The 19,539-nt window shown below is 46.8% G+C and carries 17 protein-coding genes; 13 read left to right on the plus strand and 4 right to left on the minus strand.

Features of this window, described 5'->3' with window-relative positions; translation table 11 throughout:
- Positions 1-227 precede the first annotated feature (227 nt).
- Both uvsE and H6G89_RS07545 read left to right on the plus strand, forming a co-directional pair.
- On the plus strand, positions 228-1,166 hold the full coding sequence (gene uvsE / locus H6G89_RS07540) for a UV DNA damage repair endonuclease UvsE (protein ID WP_190504690.1): 939 nt from the start codon (positions 228-230) through the stop codon (positions 1,164-1,166).
- 108 nt (positions 1,167-1,274) lie between these two features.
- Entirely contained in the window at positions 1,275-1,493 is a 219-nt protein-coding gene (locus H6G89_RS07545) for a hypothetical protein (RefSeq protein WP_190504691.1), read from the plus strand.
- 588 nt (positions 1,494-2,081) lie between these two features.
- Here the strand turns inward: H6G89_RS07545 and H6G89_RS07550 are convergent.
- The gene (locus H6G89_RS07550; protein ID WP_190504692.1) at positions 2,082-2,336 is read right to left on the minus strand and encodes a hypothetical protein; all 255 of its coding nucleotides are present in this window, start codon (positions 2,334-2,336) and stop codon (positions 2,082-2,084) included.
- Positions 2,337-2,729: 393 nt separating this feature from the next.
- On the opposite strand from H6G89_RS07550, the gene H6G89_RS07555 reads away from it, so the two are divergent.
- From H6G89_RS07555 to H6G89_RS07565, 3 genes are all read left to right on the plus strand, one after another.
- A complete protein-coding gene (locus tag H6G89_RS07555) occupies positions 2,730-3,884 on the plus strand; it encodes a baeRF7 domain-containing protein (protein ID WP_190504693.1) in 1,155 nt (384 codons plus the stop codon).
- 122 nt (positions 3,885-4,006) lie between these two features.
- Complete coding sequence (locus tag H6G89_RS07560) at positions 4,007-4,192, plus strand: hypothetical protein (RefSeq protein WP_190504694.1); 186 nt, start codon at positions 4,007-4,009, stop codon at positions 4,190-4,192.
- 142 nt (positions 4,193-4,334) lie between these two features.
- Positions 4,335-6,050 (plus strand): HAD family hydrolase, encoded by a 1,716-nt coding sequence (locus H6G89_RS07565; protein ID WP_190504695.1) that lies wholly within the window; start codon positions 4,335-4,337, stop codon positions 6,048-6,050.
- Here H6G89_RS07565 and H6G89_RS07570 read toward each other — a convergent pair.
- Positions 6,010-7,050, minus strand: coding sequence for a 1-acyl-sn-glycerol-3-phosphate acyltransferase (locus H6G89_RS07570; protein ID WP_242059853.1), 1,041 nt, complete (start codon positions 7,048-7,050; stop codon positions 6,010-6,012). The genes H6G89_RS07565 and H6G89_RS07570 overlap by 41 nt on opposite strands.
- A 1,351-nt stretch (positions 7,051-8,401) precedes the next feature.
- Here H6G89_RS07570 and H6G89_RS07575 point away from each other — a divergent pair.
- From H6G89_RS07575 to crtO, 5 genes are all read left to right on the plus strand, one after another.
- Positions 8,402-8,830, plus strand: coding sequence for a response regulator (locus H6G89_RS07575; RefSeq protein WP_190504696.1), 429 nt, complete (start codon positions 8,402-8,404; stop codon positions 8,828-8,830).
- Positions 8,831-9,196: 366 nt separating this feature from the next.
- On the plus strand, positions 9,197-9,436 hold the full coding sequence (locus H6G89_RS07580) for a hypothetical protein (RefSeq protein ID WP_190504697.1): 240 nt from the start codon (positions 9,197-9,199) through the stop codon (positions 9,434-9,436).
- 324 nt (positions 9,437-9,760) lie between these two features.
- Complete coding sequence (locus H6G89_RS07585) at positions 9,761-10,504, plus strand: LmeA family phospholipid-binding protein (protein ID WP_190504698.1); 744 nt, start codon at positions 9,761-9,763, stop codon at positions 10,502-10,504.
- Positions 10,505-10,514: 10 nt separating this feature from the next.
- Positions 10,515-11,042 carry a DUF2231 domain-containing protein gene (locus tag H6G89_RS07590; RefSeq protein ID WP_190504699.1) on the plus strand — a complete coding sequence of 176 codons (528 nt, stop codon included), beginning with the start codon at positions 10,515-10,517 and terminating at the stop codon, positions 11,040-11,042.
- An 80-nt stretch (positions 11,043-11,122) separates the two neighbouring features.
- The gene (gene crtO, locus H6G89_RS07595; protein WP_190504700.1) at positions 11,123-12,811 is read left to right on the plus strand and encodes a beta-carotene ketolase CrtO; all 1,689 of its coding nucleotides are present in this window, start codon (positions 11,123-11,125) and stop codon (positions 12,809-12,811) included.
- Between the two features lie 293 nt (positions 12,812-13,104).
- Here the strand turns inward: crtO and H6G89_RS07600 are convergent, their stop codons facing one another.
- Both H6G89_RS07600 and H6G89_RS07605 read right to left on the minus strand, forming a co-directional pair.
- Entirely contained in the window at positions 13,105-14,571 is a 1,467-nt protein-coding gene (locus tag H6G89_RS07600) for a glycosyltransferase family 2 protein (RefSeq protein ID WP_190504701.1), read from the minus strand.
- A 66-nt stretch (positions 14,572-14,637) separates the two neighbouring features.
- Positions 14,638-16,077 (minus strand): acyltransferase family protein, encoded by a 1,440-nt coding sequence (locus H6G89_RS07605; RefSeq protein WP_190504702.1) that lies wholly within the window; start codon positions 16,075-16,077, stop codon positions 14,638-14,640.
- 1,151 nt (positions 16,078-17,228) lie between these two features.
- Here H6G89_RS07605 and H6G89_RS07610 point away from each other — a divergent pair.
- The 3 genes from H6G89_RS07610 to H6G89_RS07620 all read left to right on the plus strand — a co-directional run bounded on the left by H6G89_RS07610 (position 17,229) and on the right by H6G89_RS07620 (position 19,099).
- The gene (locus H6G89_RS07610) at positions 17,229-17,591 is read left to right on the plus strand and encodes a hypothetical protein (protein WP_190504703.1); all 363 of its coding nucleotides are present in this window, start codon (positions 17,229-17,231) and stop codon (positions 17,589-17,591) included.
- A gap of 350 nt (positions 17,592-17,941) precedes the next feature.
- Positions 17,942-18,808 (plus strand): SDR family oxidoreductase, encoded by an 867-nt coding sequence (locus tag H6G89_RS07615; protein WP_190504704.1) that lies wholly within the window; start codon positions 17,942-17,944, stop codon positions 18,806-18,808.
- 69 nt (positions 18,809-18,877) lie between these two features.
- Complete coding sequence (locus H6G89_RS07620; protein WP_190504705.1) at positions 18,878-19,099, plus strand: DUF2945 domain-containing protein; 222 nt, start codon at positions 18,878-18,880, stop codon at positions 19,097-19,099.
- Positions 19,100-19,539 lie beyond the last annotated feature (440 nt).

Raw genomic sequence — 19,539 nt, forward strand, 5'->3', positions numbered from 1 at the left:
CCTACCCTTATTTACGACGAGTTGTACTAAGGAATGGAAATTAAATAAGTTCGATATTTGGTAGGGGCGGGTTTTGCTGTCAAATCTATAACAGGGCACAGGTGGATCTGCTAAACCCGCCCGTACAGTTTGCGGATTTATTAAATTCACAATCCTAAGATTCTTAAGTCCTGTTCCGGTTAAATCGCTTTTTTACAACATCTAACGTCAGTACAGCTTTTGAACTCATGAATGAATCTCACTTCAAACAACCAGAATTAGGATTGGTTTGCATTACGGCATCCGATCAAGTTCGGTTTAAGACGATGACGCGCAAACGCCTATTGCAGCTTGCGCCGAACGAGCAGACAGATGCACTGCGAGATTTGTATGCTCAAAATATGAAGCGATTGGATGCAGCAATTACCTTTTGTGAGCGTGAGGGGGTTCACCTGTACCGCCTGATCTCTGGACTGTTTCCCTTTGCCGATGATCCAATCGGTGCAGATGTTTTAACGGAATTTTCTGAAGGACTGGCGATTGTGGGGGCACATGCGATCGCCTCTGGTATTCGTCTGGTGTTGCATCCCGACCAGTTTGTGGTGCTCAACTCCGATCGCCCCGATGTGATTGAAAACAGTATCAAGATTCTAACTGCCCATGCGCGGACGTTTGACCTGTTGGGACAACCACAATCGCCCTGGGCACTGATGAACATCCATGGGGGGAAGGGCGATCGCGCTGAACGCTTGGTCAGCGTTATTCGAGATTTGCCCGACACGATTCGTCTGCGGCTCACTCTGGAGAATGACGAGTATGCCTATGGAGCTAACCAAATTGCAGAAGTCTGTCAGGCAGCAGGTATTCCAATGGTGTTTGATGCACACCACCACGCCATCAATCAGCACCTGGAAACCTATGAAGACCCCAGTGTGGCAGAGATGCTGGAGGTTGCTAAAACAACATGGCAGAACCCAGACTGGCAGTTAGTCCACATTTCTAACGGATGCGAATCCTTCACCGATCCGAAACACAGCGATTACATTACGCTGATGCCCAGTTCCTACCGCTATGTGCCGTGGATTGAGATTGAGGCAAAACAAAAAGAACGGGCGATCGCCAAGCTACGCGAGGATTGGTTAACACTAGGCTTTCCATCCCACACGACAGAACTACAACCTGTCTGAACCCAAATCTGACCATTTGAGGATTTGGCAATGCTATGAAGTTAGTTAGCGTACAGGCAGAATCAATTGATTTGTTGAATCCAAACGCTTGAAGTAGAGAAATTAATCATGTCAGAACCCAATGAAAAAACGCCCGGTGAACAGGCGTTAGAAGCAACGCATAATCCTGGAGCAATGCTTGAAAGAGCACGCGACGCTAATGAAGGAAAAAGCTCCAATTCTTCTGGAAGTGTGGCAACAAGTACGGCTCAAGAGCATGTTCCCAGCACGTCTGACCCTAATGCCTCAACTCTGCCTTCATCTAATAAGCCCGATGAAGAGCCTTAGAGCTACTTACTAAAGTCAATCTGAAGCTCTAAACCATCTGCTGTCGCTTGATCTCCCCTAACAAGCTACGGCGTATACAGATCTCTGGTCTTTTCCATAATTGGAGAACCAGGCATTGGGGGAGTTTCCCCAAACCCCCTAGCAGAAGGTGTTTGAGTTAACCCAAAGGCGCGCTTCGCATCGGTTCCAAGTTCGGGTGCCTTTAGTAGTGACAAGAGGTTTGGGAGAACTCAAAGTTCCCCAGAATTGGGGAATTTAGAGGGCTGAGAGGACTTGTGTGTACACGGTAGCCTAACAAAGGGGGAACTCAAGTAAGGGTCTGAAATCCCCTCCATTGCAGGGCGCAGATGGGTTTGCTAAACCCGCCATACAGTTTGCGGATTTATGTTGCAGATTTATGGCGTTGCCGATCTAATGCATGAATTTCGTAGGGACGTTTCGCGAAACGTCCCTACAGTCGTGTTGCGTTTTCAAGAGTCATACCTGCATTCAGCAATGCGCGGATTTATTCAACCCACACTCCTTAGATTAGAGATGATGTTGAACTTGTGTTGAACTCGTAGGGATACGGCGTAACAATCCTACTGGCTACAATTCCGCAGGTGTTTCGGGAGCAACTTCAATGCCCAGTTGTGTTCTGTCAAATGGAGTTGGAGTTCCCAAATCGCCAAAGCTGTTAATTGTGACTCCAATGTGTTCTCCGGCTTTTTTGAGTTCTCTTTCAAATGTGGCAATGTCATTGCCATACCCACATCGTTCGGCTGCTGCCTCAATACCCTGATTGGAATTGGCTTTTGCACAATCGATTAAATCAGTTCCGTAAAGGGGTTCTAATGATGCCATTATTGTTCTCCCCATCTCAGTAAATTACTAAGACGATCGTAGAAATAAAATAGTAGATTACCCCTCCATCAACGGGCAGAACCAGAGACAGACTAAAGTTCTAAACAGAGTTTTGATAAAGGATTTCCTTGTCCCTCTTTAGTTTGAAGTGAGTTAAAGTCTTTCGCTTGATAGAGCATTCATTGGCGATCGCCTCCCATATTTAAAGGAGTAGAAACTTTTAACCTCAAGTAATGCAAGGGCAGTGCAAGAATAGCAATTTTGCTGTGAGTCGAGAATCATGTTGCAGAGATTTTTGGGCTTGAGATTTTGCATTTGAGGTTTGAAGACAAGATCTGATTGCATTTCTACAGATCTTGAACTCAATTAGTATTTGTTCGGAGTGAATACACTATGCTGTCAATTGATGAGCTTAAAGAGTTACTTCAACCTCAAGGGCTTTGCGTTTCGATATTCATGCCGATGCATCGGGCTGGGTCTGAAGTGCAGCAAAATCCAATTCGATTTAAGGATTTGATCAAACAAGCGGAAGATCAACTGCAAGCCCATGATATGCGACGCACGGATGCTGTAGCGTTGTTGGAACCTGCTCACTCATTGGATCAGACAGATTTTTGGGAGAACCAGGACGAGGGATTAGCGGTATTTATTGCAGAGGGTTGGTTCCGTTATTACAAACTACCAATGCGATTTGAAGAACTCGTTGTCGTGAGCGATCGCTTCCATCTAAAACCACTGATTCCACTCCTCAATCGAGACGGTGAGTTTTATATTCTGGCATTGAGTCAGAAGCAGGTGCGATTCTTTGAGGGCAGTCGTTACAGCATTAAGCAAGTTGAAATTGAAAACTTACCTCAAAATATTGACGAAACACTGCAATACGACGAGACTGCCCAGGAAGGACAGTTTCGCATCAACACCTCCAAAGGTGGGACGAACAATCCGTTCCAACGGTCTGGCAGCTATCATGGGCAGGGCGCACCCGATCGCGACTACCACAACCGCGACATTCTGCAATTCTTCCATCAAATCGATGCTGCACTGCATCCCTTCCTGAAAGACAAGCGTGCTCCGTTGGTGTTAGTTGGGGTTGAATACTTACTGCCCATCTATCGTGAAGCAAACACCTATCAGCATTTGCTGGAGGAAGGGGTGACTGAAAGCCCCAAAGTTGTTAGTCCTGAAGAGTTGCACGATCAGGCATGGGCGATCGTTGAACCCTGTCTGATGCAACAGGAACAGGTGGCAATTGAGTATTATCAAAATCTGTCGGCAACTGGAAAAACATCCACTGACTTAAAGGAAGCTGTGTCTGGAGCCTATTACGGACGAGTTGAACAGCTATTTGTGGCGGTGGGCAGACAGCGATGGGGCAACTTTGATCCCGATAGCAACGAGTTGCACATGCATGAAACTGCGGAACCTGGGGATGAGGATTTGCTCAATGCAGCCGCACTACAAACCCTGCTAAATGGCGGCACCGTATATGCAGTTGAGCCGGAGAAAGTCCCTGACTCCGCACTGGTTGCAGCGGTGTTTCGGTATTAATCCATCAGCTTGAATAGCTGTTTCAACGTATAGCTATAAGCTGTCCTATCTGTGTGACCAGGCAAGGGGCTTAAGCCCCTTGTTCAACAAAGCCTCTTTTGTATCAGTTAAAGGAGAACACCATGAGCGGCGATCGCACCACCCAATCTAACCCCACCCCCCCGACCGATCCCAACAACTTAGAGGAACAAAACGTTCACCCAGAAGCTGGTGATGTCGTTGATGAGACGGACGCTGAGCTTCGGCAAAGTTCGCCGTTAAATCCACGAGTCAGCGAAAAATCTCTAGAGTCTCCGGAAGAAGCTTAAAAGTTATAGCAGTATTCACAAAACTGAGGATGGAACGGGGGGTACAGTCCTGATATCCCCTGCTTCTGGCTTTATGCGTAACCCTATAAACATTATTTTTTGTTGTCACTATTTTTTGTTGTCACTATTTTTTGTTGTCACTATGCGATATTTGGCGATCGCCTTCGATTACGATGGCACTCTAGCAACGGATGGACGAGTTGATGATCAAACAATTGATGCACTGGAGCGAGCAAAAGCATCCGGGCGAAAGTTGATTTTAGTGACCGGGCGACACCTGGAAGATTTGCTGGAGTCCTTTCCGCGCATCGATTTGTTTGATTTGACCGTGTTAGAGAATGGGGCGTTGTTATATCGTCCCGCTACCCGTGAGGAACGACCCCTGGGCGATCGCCCCTCAGAGGCGTTTGTGCAAGCGTTGCGCGATCGCCAGGTCGATCCGTTAGCGATAGGGCGCGTCATTGTCGCAACCTGGCATCCCCATGAGACAACGGTGATGGAGGTGATCCGCGACCTGGGATTGGAGTTGCAGGTGATCTTCAACAAAGGGGCAGTCATGGTCTTGCCGTCCGGCATGAACAAAGCGACAGGATTGCAAGCAGCATTAGAAGAACTGGGGTTATCTGCTCACAATACAGTTGGGGTAGGGGATGCAGAAAACGATCATGCGTTTCTCAATTGGTGCGAATGTTCGGTGGCAGTTGCTAATGCACTGCCGACCCTCAAAGAAAAAGCCGATTGGGTGACAACAGGTGCGCGTGGAGCAGGGGTTGTAGAACTGATCGATCGCCTGATTGCTTGCGATTTGAGTGAACTGGATGACCAGTTAGAGCGGCACAACATTTTGTTAGGAACAACCATCGAGCAAAATACTCCCCTCTATATGAAGCCTTATCGGGAGAGCATCTTGCTGGCAGGCACTTCTGGTAGTGGTAAATCGACTCTGGCAACTGAAATTTTGGAACGGTTGTCAGAGCAGGGCTATCAGTTTTGCATTATTGATCCCGAAGGCGATTATGAAAACTTGAGTGGAGCAGTAATGGTGGGCGATGCGCGTCAGGTGCCCAACGAGAAAGAACTGCTATCCCTCCTGCATCAATCGGGGCAAAATGTCGTTGTTAACCTGTTAAGGTTAGCTCTTGACCAGCGTCCTGCCTTTTTTACGAAACTGTTGCCGCAACTGCAAGAGTTGCGAGTCAAAACCGGACGTCCCCACTGGTTGATCGTCGATGAGGCACATCACCTGATGCCGACCTCCTGGCAACAGACCGGACTGGCACTACCCCAAGAGCTAGACCGGATGATCTTCATCACCGTACATCCCGATCATGTCTCTCCGGCAGCGTTGTCCTCTTTGACAGCGATCGTTGCGCTGGGGGAAACTCCTGACCAAACCATTCAATCCTTTGCTGGAGCAATTAACCAACCTGCACCCGAAATGCCTGCTCTGACTCTAAAATCCGGGGAAGCATTGGCATGGTTTCGCCACACGGAACTGGCTCCCATTCACTTTTGCGTCGCGCCACCCCAAACCGAGCACCATCGGCACCGTCGCCTCTATGCCGAGGGAGAACTGGGCGACGACAAGTGCTTTTATTTTCGAGGCAAGGACGGCAAACTGAACCTGCGAGCCCAGAATCTGGTGCTGTTTATGCAGCTAGCCGAAGGTGTGGACGACGAAACCTGGCTCTATCACTTACAGCAGGGTGACTATTCCAACTGGTTCCGGGTGGCGATTAAGGATGAAGGTTTGGCGGCTGAGGCGGAATACATCGAAGGGTTGTCTGATGTTTCGCCTGAAAAGAGCCGCGCCCTGATCAAGGCAGAGATTGAGCAGCGTTACACACTACCGATCTGAGTTGATCGATCAGCGTTTGTAGGTGCGATCGCAATGCCTGAGCTTTACGATAGGCGGTTGTGCGATTGGGTTGCCAGTCGCGATCGCGGAATGGCGTTTCTAAGGGTTGGATAAAATAACGCAGATGGGTGCGGTTTGCCCACACTCCCATAGAGGGAAAGAGGATAAACACCACCACCAACAGCGACAATGGGAACATTGGCAACCCCAACCATCGAGCCATGCGTTTGATATTCACAGTCCAGGGGTGCAGGTTTTCACTGCCCATGCAAACGACTGGCAGGATAGGAATCTGGTAGCGATCGCTCAACTGCACAAAACTCGGATCAAACGTCGCCAGTTGATACCGATTGCGCCATCCTTTTGCTAGACCTCGCCAACCTTCTGGGGCGTATAACACAACTGCATTCTCAGCCTGTGATTGCAGAGCAGCTTCAAAACTCTCCGGCTCTGCTCTCACGCTGCCTAATGCCTCCGACCAGCCTACGGGTAACCACCAGCGCAGCCAGGGATGATCAAAAAAGATCTCGTGTGCAAGTGGCTGTGGAAACCAGCCTCGTGCTTCAGTTAACAGCACTCCCAGGCTCACCAAATCCCAGGGAAAGCACATACCAGCATGGTTCATCGCGATGATGAGCCGACCTGTTTCGGGTAAGTTTTCCAGGTGATGCAACTCGGCTCGAAAATGGCGATGCACAATGGGGGTAAGAATTTCTTGCTGAAAGGCAAATTGATAGTGGGGATCGATCGATTGTGGTGTCTCACGCGGAGCACGGCACCCAAGCCGCAACCAGCGCAACAACAGAGCTAAATAAAATCCTCCTGGTAGCAAAAACAGCAGGTATTCCACCATGTTCCAACCATCAGGGTCTGCATGATAGTGTTGCCAGTGACGGTTAAACAAGATTAACCATCCCGGTGGATACCACAAACAAAACCAGTCAAACCACCCAAACTGATAGTGCATTTGGGGTTTGTTAATCAGGCGATCGCTGAACATTGCCCCTCACAAAAACTCCTGCTTGTATCCTCCCTTGTCAGGTGTTACTGGCATTCACTCTAAATACATAATTTTTTTTCACATCACTATCTGCCATTCCAGTAACAAAAGTGAATTAAAGATTTAAAGATGTACGCGATACTCCCACAATTACCTCCAGATAGGTGAGAATAGAGTTTGCGCTGCTGAGCTACAGCAATGTATTTTTGTTTATAGAAAATCACTCTATAAATACAGTAAGATCTGCTTTCGTATATCACGGCAGTCATTTGCCCTGAATACCGTAAACCAGGTTTTGTGTCCAATGTGGGTGGTTCTTTCCGCCCTGTACCGTTTCCGGCTACTTACCCTCAAATGAATTGCAGGCTAACAATTAAAATCTACTGCAACGGATTTTAGTTAGTTTCAAGAGATTTGAGTCAACAGTCTGCAATTAATTCAGGGCGATCGCTGCAAGGGGTGTAAGACCTGGAGTACTCCCAATACTCCTCACAAAAGATAATTGTCTGTTGCAGAAGATGAAGAACATTTGCAACTTTTACAAAAAATTAGGTGCAACTTCCGATATGATTGTGCCGTTACTGTACAGACAATCAATAATATACATTTATGACAGGAGGCGCGAAATGCAAATTGGGTAATAGCAGATTATGACAGTCATCAATCGTAGACACTCCTTCACTAAAAGTGGAGACGGGTCGCGAAAATGACAGACTGGTCAACTTAACCAATTACACAATAGGCGATCGCAACGCTAAACATGATTTCTATGTTTAAAGCGGGCTGACTGACACGATTCTCGATATTTCCCAAGCTGTTCGTAAGATGCATGGAGATTGCGTTGTAACGACAACCGCTCCTCGCAATCACTGCTCATTTCTTTCAACCCAGAACTGAACACTTGACATTGGCTGTCAACACCTTATTGATCTTAACCAAAGGATATAATGAGGTTCATCTTGGGCAAATCCGCTGTGGATTGATTTCATTGAGACGGTTAGAAGCCAAACGCAAAATATAGTTGCTTTGCCTCCTAAGCCCAACGCTTCAGAACGACGTTCAGCCATTGCTCAAGATATCGGTATTGTCTATTTTGTCCCTCATCATATTGGTAGTATCACAGCCTGATCACAGCAAGGTTGGGGTTGGCTATTGTTCCTGCATTAGCAACAATCCTAAAAATATAGCTTTGGTCGGAAGCTTAGGACAAAGTGAGTAGTTCAACCCCTGATGCTGGGGAAACGTTCTAACTCGCCTTTGCCCTATCGAATGTGGCTACGGCTATAGCACTACAAAAAGTTGCTGGCATACAATCTTCGAGCATTCCTATTTCCCCGTTTACGTATCATCCATGATCAATGATTTCCCTGACTTAAGTGGTATACGCATACTCCTGGTAGATGACGATGCGGATACTCGTGAACTCATCACATTTGTGTTAGAGCAATGTCAAGCAGAGGTAATGGCAGTTATGTCTGCTCAGGCAGGGTTCGCAGCGATCGCCCAAAACTCGCCTGATCTCCTAATTAGCGATATTAGTATGCCCGATGAGGATGGCTACTCGCTGATGCGGCGCATTCGAGCTTACGAAGTGGAGCAAGGACGACAACAAATCCCGGCGATCGCCCTGACGGCTTTTGCGCGTGATGAAGATCAGCGAGCCGCATTTGCAGTCGGTTTTCAACAGTACTTTGCCAAACCCATTAATCCGTTTGATCTAGTAACAATGATTACAGTTCTAGTGAAAACGCCTGAGGCAGCCGAGCAATCTATTGAGTAAAGAAAATGGAATTCCATTGTACTGCTAAGAGTCAATAAATCCTATTAAAACAAAATTAAATCAGAGTCAGGATCTACCTCTTTAGAGGTATATTCCATGACAGAGTGATAACTAGTATGTGATCATGAATTGTGAAAATTCACACGAATATTAACCATAACAATCGACTTAAAAATCAAAAATTAATCAATACACCCTCAATTTCCTAAGCGCACGTCCAATCCTTTTGTGAAGTGATTTACCTGTGCTTAGTGGCATTTTGTTTGAGCTAGAGTGAGCCTTCTCTCTCTGGAAAATTCTAGTATGACAACTCAACAAAACAACAGTTGAACAATTTCTTGCTGTCCCATATTTAACGTAGCCTTTATGACTCGTTCACGGAACTTGGCACTGGTAGAGGAATTCTTCTTTGTTATATCGCTGACTGAAGAGTCAGAACCAGTTAGTATCAATGCCGCTATCAATTTGGCAGAATTCAATTTCTCTGATGGAGAAATCCAAAAACTCGAAAGGTTATGCCGTCGGGCTGAGCTAGCGTTATTAGACGCATTTAGCCAGCAGTTCCCAGCGGCTTCTGTTGTCGTGGAGATTCGGTCGCTTCCATAAAGTGGTTAACAAGGTGCTGCATCTATCAAAAGTTTGCGTGTCTATTCCTCTGCTGTCCCTCTCTCTGCCAACAAATTTCATATTGCACAAGAGCCTTGTGAGGATTCAAAAATTGATTCGGTAAAAGAGTTTACTAATTGATTTTCGTTAGGGGCGTTTCGCAAAACGCCCCTACAAGTATTTTGTTTAGCGAAAAGTACATTATTGTTCGTCATTTTTGCATCGAGTTGATCCCTAATTTCTCTATCAAGATGTAGATACAGTCTCTAGCTGAATCAACTAGATTACTCAAAGGAAGCAGATAACAGTTAGGAGACCGTTTACGTGGCTCAAAATGGTGGCGACCTGGGAGAACAAGCCCTCAGCAAAGTCGCCGAAATTGGCATTAAAAATCAACTTGATCAAGTAGAAGATATCAACGTTGAAATCAAAACAAATCCATTGCAAGTTGTTCAGGGAGAAGTAGAATCTGTATCCATTGAGGGAAAAGGTCTTGTCATGCAAAAAGACCTGCGCATGGAAGAGATGGTTCTGGAGGCAGATGCGATCGCCATCAACCCCATGAGTGCTCTGTTTGGAACGATCGAGTTAACCCGTCCAACTCAAGCTACAGCATCGGTTGTGCTGACTGAAAGTGATATTAACCGTGCTTTTAATTCTGATTACATTCTTCAAAAACTACGGGGATTGAACGTTACAGTAAACGATCAACCGGCTCAACTGGATGCTCAATCTATTGAATTCAAACTTCCCGGTGAACAAAAAGTTGTCTTTAAGGCTGTAATTACTTTAAAGGGGACTGGAGAAACTCATAAAGTTGCATTTACAGCGGTTCCAAAGCTCAGCCGCGATCGCCAAACCGTGTTGTTGGAAGACGTTGAATACAGCGAAGGACAGGGCTTGTCTCCTGAGTTAACCGAGGCAATGTTAGCTCAAGCGCAGGATTTGCTCGATTTACGCAATTTTGAATTGAAAGGAACTCGGCTTTGTCTCAACCAGTTGTTGGTTGAGGTTGGTCGATTGACGCTCAGTGGAGATGCCCATATCGAAGAGTTTTCATCAACTTAAGGAGTAAACCATGACACGTACACCCACACCTAATGTAGAGCCTTTGATTGAGAGTGATGAGCGGGAGTTTCGAGATAGTGGAGTTCCCAGCACTGTGGCGATCGCCAAGCACCCATTACATCCAGTCATTGTCACCTTCCCTATCGCGTTTTTAGTAGGTGTCGTGGCAACGGATGCAGCCTACTGGTTATTAGGCGATTCCTTCTGGGCGCGAGCTTCTTTTTGGTTGATCGTTGCTGGTTTAATTACGGGTGTTGTAGCCGCGCTCACGGGCATGATGGATTTTCTCCGCATTCCTCGTGTGCGAGAGCGTAAAGCAGGTTGGGCACACATGATTGGTAACGTGGCAGCATTGGGGTTTAGTGTAGTGAACCTCCTGATTCGCTTGAATAATGTACAAGGTGCGGTCGTCCCAGTAGGGCTCATCATCTCTGCGGTAGTGGCTATTTTGTTGGGTGTGACAGGCTGGTACGGAGGAGAACTTGTCTATCGCCATAAAATCGCTGTCATTGGAGATGGTAGTATCCATCGCCCTTAGGAGATTTCCAGGAAACCAAATACCTGTAAGGGCGTTTCGCGAAACGCCCTTACATCCTTTCTCATAACGCAGTCAGAATTATGGATCAGTACGATGTCATTGTCATTGGTGCAGGTCATAATGGACTGACCTGTGCTGCTTATCTGCTCAAAGCGGGTTACAGTGTTTTGCTGTTGGAGAAGCGATCGCTCCCCGGTGGTGCTGCAACGACCGAAGAACTGATGCCAGAGGATGCTCCTGGTTTCAAATTCAATCGATGTGCGATCGACCATGAATTCATTCATCTTGGTCCCGTTGTAGAAGAATTAGAGTTATCAAAATACGGATTAGAATATCTCTTTTGTGATCCCGTTGTATTTTGTCCTCATCCCGATGGCAAGTACTTTTTGGGGCATCGATCAGTTGAAAAAACATGCGCTGGAATTGCGACTTATAGTCCCAGAGATGCTCAGAAATATGCTGAGTTTATCGACTATTGGCAACGCTTGATCAACGCGATCGTTCCTATATTTAATGCTCCACCTAAGTCAGTTATAGATATTGCAGGCAATTACAATATCAAGAAACTGAAGGACTTGTTTTCCATTTTGGGATCGCCTGATAAAGCCCTGGATCTGTTTCGCACGATGCTGACCAGTGCGGAGGATATGTTAAACGAGTGGTTTGATTCTGAAGTGGTGAAAGCTCCCTTAGCGCGTCTAGCCTCAGAGTTGGGTGCTCCTCCGTCGCAAAAGAACCTGGCGATCGGGGCAATGATGATGGCGATGCGTCATCATCCTGGTATGGCAAGACCCAAAGGTGGCACAGGTGCCCTCGTTGCCGCGCTGGTGAAGCTGGTCACAACCCACAGAGGTGTGATTTTAACAGACCAGTCTGTTGAGAAAGTATTAGTGGATGATGGGCGAGCCGTTGGGGTGAGAGTTGCTGGAGGTCAGGAATATCGATCCAAATTAGGCGTGATTTCTAACATTGATGCGCAACGGTTGTTCTTGCAGATGATCGATGAACGGGATATTCATGCTGCTGATCCTGACTTGCGCGATCGCCTCGACCGTCGGTTAGTCAACAACAATGAAACCATCCTCAAAATTGACTGCGCTCTATCAGAGCCATTGCGCTTTGAGCACTACAACCATCAAGACGAGTATTTAATCGGCTCGGTGTTAATTGCTGACTCGGTTAAGCAGGTTGAGATCGCCCACCACGAACCATCCATTGGCAGAATTCCCGACTCAGACCCATCGATGTATGTGGTCATGCCAACGATGCTTGATCCGTCGATGGCACCCGATGGCAAACACACCCTGTGGATCGAGTTCTTTGCCCCATATCAAGTTGAAGGTGCTGAGGGCACGGGCTTTGCAGGGACAGGTTGGACAGATGAGTTGAAGCACAAAGTGGCAGATCGAGTCCTCGATAAACTAGCTGAATACGCTCCTAATCTGAAAACAGCCCTGATTGCCCGACAAGTCGAGAGTCCAGCCGAGTTGGGTGCTCGTCTTGGTTCGTTCAAGGGCAACTACTACCATCTCGACATGACTCTGGAGCAAATGGTGTTTTTCCGTCCATTGCCCGAAATCGCCAACTACAAAACCCCCATTCAAGGGCTATACCTGACTGGAGCGGGCACTCATCCCGGTGGCTCCATTTCTGGAATGCCAGGACGCAATTGTGCCCGCGTATTTTTGAGTGCTCACCAACCGATCGCCCAGGCATTGAATGAGGCTCGTAAGTCATTACAAGGCGTAACCAAAACCATGGGTCTTTAGTCTGACTTCTCGCCCTGTGGCTTGCCCTTGGACGACTTCAGGGCTCATGAGTAAAGCCTATGGGATGGGCTGATTTCTGGCTGTAATCTGTTGAAATGGAGCTAAGCCAGAGCAGCCTGTCCCTCATCTCAAAATCTAAGAGGGATTTGGTATGCAAAACTCGTACAAGCGTTTGCTGCGTTATTTGTAGGGGCGGGTTTAGCAGACCTATCTGTGCCCTGTTATAGATTTGACAGCAAAGCCCGCCCTTACTAAATACCGAACTTATTTAATTTCCATTCCTTAGTAGAAGTTTAATTGGAAGCGGCCTTTTGACTGGATACTAATGACTGACTGGTGGGTGCAATAACGCGGCTCTTAGTGCGGGGTGTGATCAACCAGTTGTTGTTACCGTGCAGGTGATCGTAAAGCCCTACCAGCGAAATCATATTCTTGAAGGTGATAAATCCAAACAACAAGAAGATGTGGTTAATGTAGTAGTAAAACGGATAGCGTCGAGAAGCAACTTTGATCGTTACGAGAGTTTGATAGCCACAACACACAAATCCCAGGACGGTCGCAAACCAGAGATAGGCATTCTCATTCGGGGGGATGAATCCTTGATAGAGAAACAGGCTGAGCACAATGGGAATGATCTGCACTGCAATAATCGAGTAAAAATCGCAGTAGTAGAGTAGATACGTCCAATAAATCTTTTGCCACAACGTGAATTTGTCCGATCGCCACACCCGCCGCTGATACTTCAGGCTGACTTCCAACCAACCCTGCGCCCAGCGTTTACGCTGAAACCAAAATGCCTTGATGTCAATGGGTGCCAGTTCAGTGGTGACAATGCTGCGATCGTGCAGAATGCGATAACCACTCAACAGTGTTCGCATGGAGGCGTCAATATCTTCAGTCAACATTGCTGGGTTAAAGCAGATCTGCTTCAACACCGAAGTGCGCCAGTAGCCATTCGAGCCGCCGAAAATACTAGAGTCAGTGAGAAAAGACTTGGCTGGATGGCTGACTCCATAAAGGGTTTCAAACTCGATCGCCACTGTTTGGGTTAACAGGTTTTGACCATGGTTGCGAATGATATTGCGCCCTTGCACTACGTCATAGCCGTATTCGAGCCAGTGCCATGCCCGGATAAAACAATCGGGTGCCGGATGGTGATCCGCATCTAACACACAGGCAATTTCGCCAGTGACAATCTTGAGCGCAGCATTCAGGTTTTCTGCTTTAGAGTGACTGCCATCCACTCGCAAAAGGCGCAACTCCGGATATTGCTGAGCTAACTGGCGCAACTCATGCTCAACGGGTAAATCGATTGGAGTGTTATAGGCTAGAATCACCTCTAAGCCGCCTGCTGGGCGATAGACCCGCGTCAAAATGTGATGCAAGGATTCCAGGATGATGTCTTGTTCATTGGGCAGATACGCCGCTACTAGAAAAGAGCAGCGGGGAACTGGATTGGGCGATCGCGGATGACGGGCACCCCCAACTCCCAACAAAATTTTGAGGCGATACCACAATCGCTCAAACCAATTGGAGAGATATTTGTCAGAGTCCGTTGCGAATCTGCGAAACAGGGAATTGGTAGATTCCCAAATCACCATCAGAGAACTAATGACGTAGAAAGTGGTGATTGCAATGTGGAGACTGATTAAACTCCATCCTCCTAAGCGCAGGCAATAGAGAAAAATTGTAGGAACACCAATTAAAACAAGATGCGTAAAGAGCAACTTTTTGAGTTCAATAGCCCACTTTTTTGTCATGTAAAATAGTTCTCCGACAGTGATAAGAAGTTGAGTTTATAGCTCCAGTAAAATGACTCAAAAAGTTTAGGAGATAATTGATCCTGTTTTGGAATGTCCGTTTTTGTGAATTGAGTTGGGTGGAGTGGCGATCGCAGGTTCCAATTCATCTTCGCTAATCCACATTGTCTTTTGACCATCTGAAATTTGGCAGAGATAGAACTCGTGCTCATCTAACATGGTTTGAATTTGCACGACCTTCCAGGTATTTTTGCCTTTGTAGGTCACCCGATCGCCCATGGCGGGTCTCCATACCCGTTGTTTGGTTGGGGGTGAAGGGGTCAGGAGGTAATCCACATCACGCATCAAGCTCATGACGAGTCGCTTGAGTGAGGGAGTTGTATAGTCTGCGATCGCTGCCAATACGAGAGTTCCAATGATCATGACAGGCAAGAATAGGTAGTAGAGCGAGAGATTTTTTTCCACTACCAGCGTAATGGTGCGATCGACAACAAAATTGTGAATTAAGAAATAACTATAGCTGTGTAACCCCAACCAGATTAGAACGGACTGTAACGGTTGCAGGTGGGCGATCGCCTTGAATAGCACCATGCAACATAACCCCAACCCTGCTGATGTCATTAAGTCGCAGACAACCCAACCCCACACATAGAACTGGGTCACAAACCCAAGCGCATACAACAGCGTTCCCCATATAAGAGCACGCCGATAGTGCCAAAAAACAGGACCCTTACCATAGCGATAGGCATGGGCAATCACCATTCCCAGCACAAAGATACTGAGTTTTGACAGGAACGAGAGAAATGGGGACTCCTCGCTGGGTGTATCAAGAACGACGTAGGTGGGGTGCCCCTTAAACTGATAGATCGCCAAAGCCCGGTAAGCCAGCGTTATCAACAGACTGACGACCAACAGGTTGCGACCTCCCCACCGTTGCAACAAATGCCACAACAAGGGAAAGATCAAAATGAAGCTGAGGATGAGTGACACGAACCACCATGGACCACTGGTAGGAACCAAAAGCTCTCCACCATAATCAAACAAGATGGGGAAGGTCAATCCTGCAAAGATGTTCCAGGCACTGGGGACATAGCTACTGGTAGCGATCCCAATCGCGATCAGAATGGGATACGACAACCAGGCAACCGTCCAAAAGGGAATCAGCACTCTGGCAAATCGGCGTTTGTAAAACTGGATTAACTCTAAGGCTCTACCTCTTAGTGAAAGGACTAGGCTAAAACCACTGATGAGGATAAAAACGTCAACATACTGGAAACCAAACCAGATCGGCAAACTTGTAAGCGATGTGATGAAACCCTGTCCTAAGCGATCGCTGGCTTGAGCGAGGCGTTGCAGGTTGTCGAGCAGACCTGTGGGTTGTGGAGTGAAGGCGTAGTCAGTAATGAGCAATTGGGCATGATACAGCAAGATCATGACTGCTGCGAAAATCCGAATTCCTTCAATCCACGCCAATCGCTGTGATGCAGAACCGTTGGATTCAGCCATAGCAATCCTAAATATTGTGAGAGATTAGCAAAATAAAACTAAGAGCCGAGTTGATGTAGTTTTTTATACGACTATAGGATGGCTACATTGGCGAGAGCCAAACTCAGGCAGCAACTATACACATTAGGATGTAAATCTTGAGAACGTTGCATCATAACGAATGTTGATAAAATCTAATTTGATCTAAAGGGGATAGCGATCGCATTGTCAAAGCCATAAAGGCTCAAATTGGAGCAATTTTGAGTAAAAGTCCTCCTCTACAAACAATCACGAGTAAGTTTAGTACAAAATGCTTCACAAAACGCAAGCTGATTGTAACATTTAGTAATATTTTCCCTTCTGCACAAATAACTGAAAATGATTTCTCAGGTCATCGCCCTTAGGAAATAAATCCTGCTTTTTAGAGTCAGGCGCGAATTGGCTCCACTTTAACGATCCCTATTTTTCCTCCTGCGATATATAAGCAGGAGCAATCTAGTCAAGGCGATGGAGGTTCAGTTACCGTACTCTGGGCATCAACTTTAGGTCAATCGTCGAGGCTTTGCTGTGTAAGAGATTCTAATCTTGAACCCTGCTGAGTAACCGCAGGATTGTACGAATGGGTTCACACAAAAGACGAGTAGAGCCAAGATTGAATAACACACTTACCCTGTAGGAATTACGGTTCATCAAACGAATCCCGTTTAACCTGCGTCTGACACGCTACAAACCCAATCCCCTGACTTTCCCTTCTCAGTTACTCCAGAAGAATGGGGTAGGTGCGTCCTTACGATGGACAGCACTTCATTTCTGAAATTGGGCATGACGCAATCTGACTCATGACGTACGAGCAACACAATAATTCTCAAACCTTAGTAGTAGGTGAATGCAAATTATACGAGAAAAGTGGTATTAAATAACACCCAATTACTGGGTAGTACTGAGGTGAGATCAGCGCGTCACAACTCCTCCATAGAACCTTCAAATTGAAAGAGGTTAGTCCTTCCTAACTGCGCCTAATGATTGGCGAAAAACCATCGTTTCTGCATATAACATCACCTATTTTAGAGCAAAGAACGCTGTTCTCTCCTCAGAAAGAGGAGGAAGTGGATTGTCCGTTCTTAAGATCAAGTGAGAAAATTTAGCATTTTTGACATAAGGAATCAATTTTTATGAGTACAGAATTTGAAGCAAGAAAAGAGCAATCTGATATTGAACAACCCATGTTCCCTGAAGAGGTGGATCAAGAACAAAAATTGCAGCAGAAACGTGAAATGGAGAAAGGTGGAAAGTCATTAACGGCTAACCCAGGCGATCGCATCGATGATTCTAAGACCTTAGAAGAGAAAGCCCAGCAAGTTGCAGTGGATGCCCCTGATATTACAGGTGATCACATTGTTGTACCGACTTATTTCATTGTTGACGAGCCTGATGGAACTAAAAAAGCCCTCCATCACGTTAAGGATGCTGACGAGATTTCAGATGTGATTCGGCAAGCACGAGTTGACGAAAACGGCAATCGAGTTTGGTGGTAACACTCCTGTTAGCACGGTTTCTCAAGCTCAACTCCCTGAGCAAAGAGTCACTAAACAAAGAGATCACATCCGCCCAATTCACAAAGCGATCGCTACACAAGACCCAACCCCCGTGACACTGTTCGGACTTCGTCGTGAACTCGGTCAACCACTGATATTCGCGACGAGATCTCCCCTGCCCAGGGAAGATCGTGATTCGTTCAGGTGCTCACCCCTTCACATAGAGCGATACCCGCTTGGGTCAAGTACGGGATGTGGGGGTGGCACCTCTACGCAGGGAGGCACTGCCCTCTGTAACCCCTGCACTAAATCAACTGCATACTGCTGTAACTAACCCACAAGAGGTACCTATGACCCAAACACAATCCCAACAACTTCAACCACCACAGCATCAGGATCAACGCCCTGGTCTGCAATCGGAGATGACTCCACAGCCACGGGCGCAGTCATCTGAATATCACGGTAGTGGCAAACTCAGTGGGAAGGTCGCGCTGATCACGGGTGGCGATAGTGGCATTGGGCGATCGGTAGCTGTGACTTTTGCCAAAGAAGGGGCAGATGTGGCGATCGCTTACCTGAGCGAGCACAACGATGCGATCGAAACAAAGGAAATGGTTGAGGCTGAAGGTCGAAAATGCCTGGTGTTGTCTGGAGATGTGGGTGATGAGCAGGTATGCCGCCAGATGGTTGAGCAAACCGTGAAAGAATTGGGACATCTGGACATTTTGATCAACAATGCAGCCGAGCAGCATCCTCAGGAAAGTATTGAGAATATTACGTCAGAACAGCTAGAGCGGACGTTTCGCACCAACATCTTTAGCATGTTCTACCTGACCAAAGCGGCTTTACCTCACTTAAAAGAGGGTAGCTCTATCATTAACACGACCTCTGTTACGGCTTACAAAGGTAGCCCTCAACTACTGGACTATTCATCCACTAAAGGGGCGATCGTGGCATTTACTTGCTCCCTCTCTCAGGGACTCGTTCAGAAAGGTATCCGTGTCAATGGAGTGGCTCCTGGACCCATTTGGACTCCGTTGATCCCCTCAACATTCCCCGAAGAAGAGGTAGAAAGCTTTGGTGCGCAAGTGCCGATGCAACGGGCAGGACAACCTGAAGAAGTGGCTCCCAGTTACGTTTTTCTGGCTTCCCAGGATGCTTCCTACATGACAGGGCAGATCCTACATCCTAACGGCGGCAATGTGATCAACGGCTAGCGTCATGGTTTGATAGGGGCGTTTTGTAAAACACCTTCTAATGTTATTTGATGTAAAAGGAGAAAGTGGATGTCAGAAGAGTTTAAGAAGGGCGATCGCGTTGAGTGGAATTCATCCGGGGGCAAAACAGTCGGCAAAGTTAAGAAAAAGCTGACTGAACCCACTGAAATTAAGAGTCACACCGTTGCAGCATCAGAAGACAATCCAGAGTACCTGGTAGAGAGTGAAAAAACTGGAAAGGAAGCGGCTCACAAGCCAGATGCGTTGAAAAAAGTGAAGCAAAAGGACTAAGACTGCACCACCGTGAACTTGATAGGGGAAGTGTAGAGGAGTAAGAGAGTAGAGGGATAGCTGCGGGATAACTCAGTAGCTCCCCTACTTCTCTATCTTTTTACCGATTTGCCTGTTATAAATCCTATGGTCAACTACTATAGCCATCCTATTTGATTCACGAAGAAGTCTGATACCGATTTAATGTTTGATTGTCGCAGATCACTGGGTAGGGGCCTTTCGCGAAACGCCCTTACGGAACCATGTGCAGCGAAGCAATTCAAATTGGTATGAAATATGGTCAATGGTCAATCGTTGCTGGTCATACACGAATGACGAATAACGAATGACGAATGAAAGAGTAGGTTTCACGATTGATTTAGGACTGCTATAGTTACGTCGGATTGCCAACTGTGTATAACCGCTTGCTGGTCGGAAACCGCAGCTATAGGAGCAAACCC

Source organism: Oscillatoria sp. FACHB-1407, assembly GCF_014697545.1.
Classification (GTDB): domain Bacteria; phylum Cyanobacteriota; class Cyanobacteriia; order Elainellales; family Elainellaceae; genus FACHB-1407.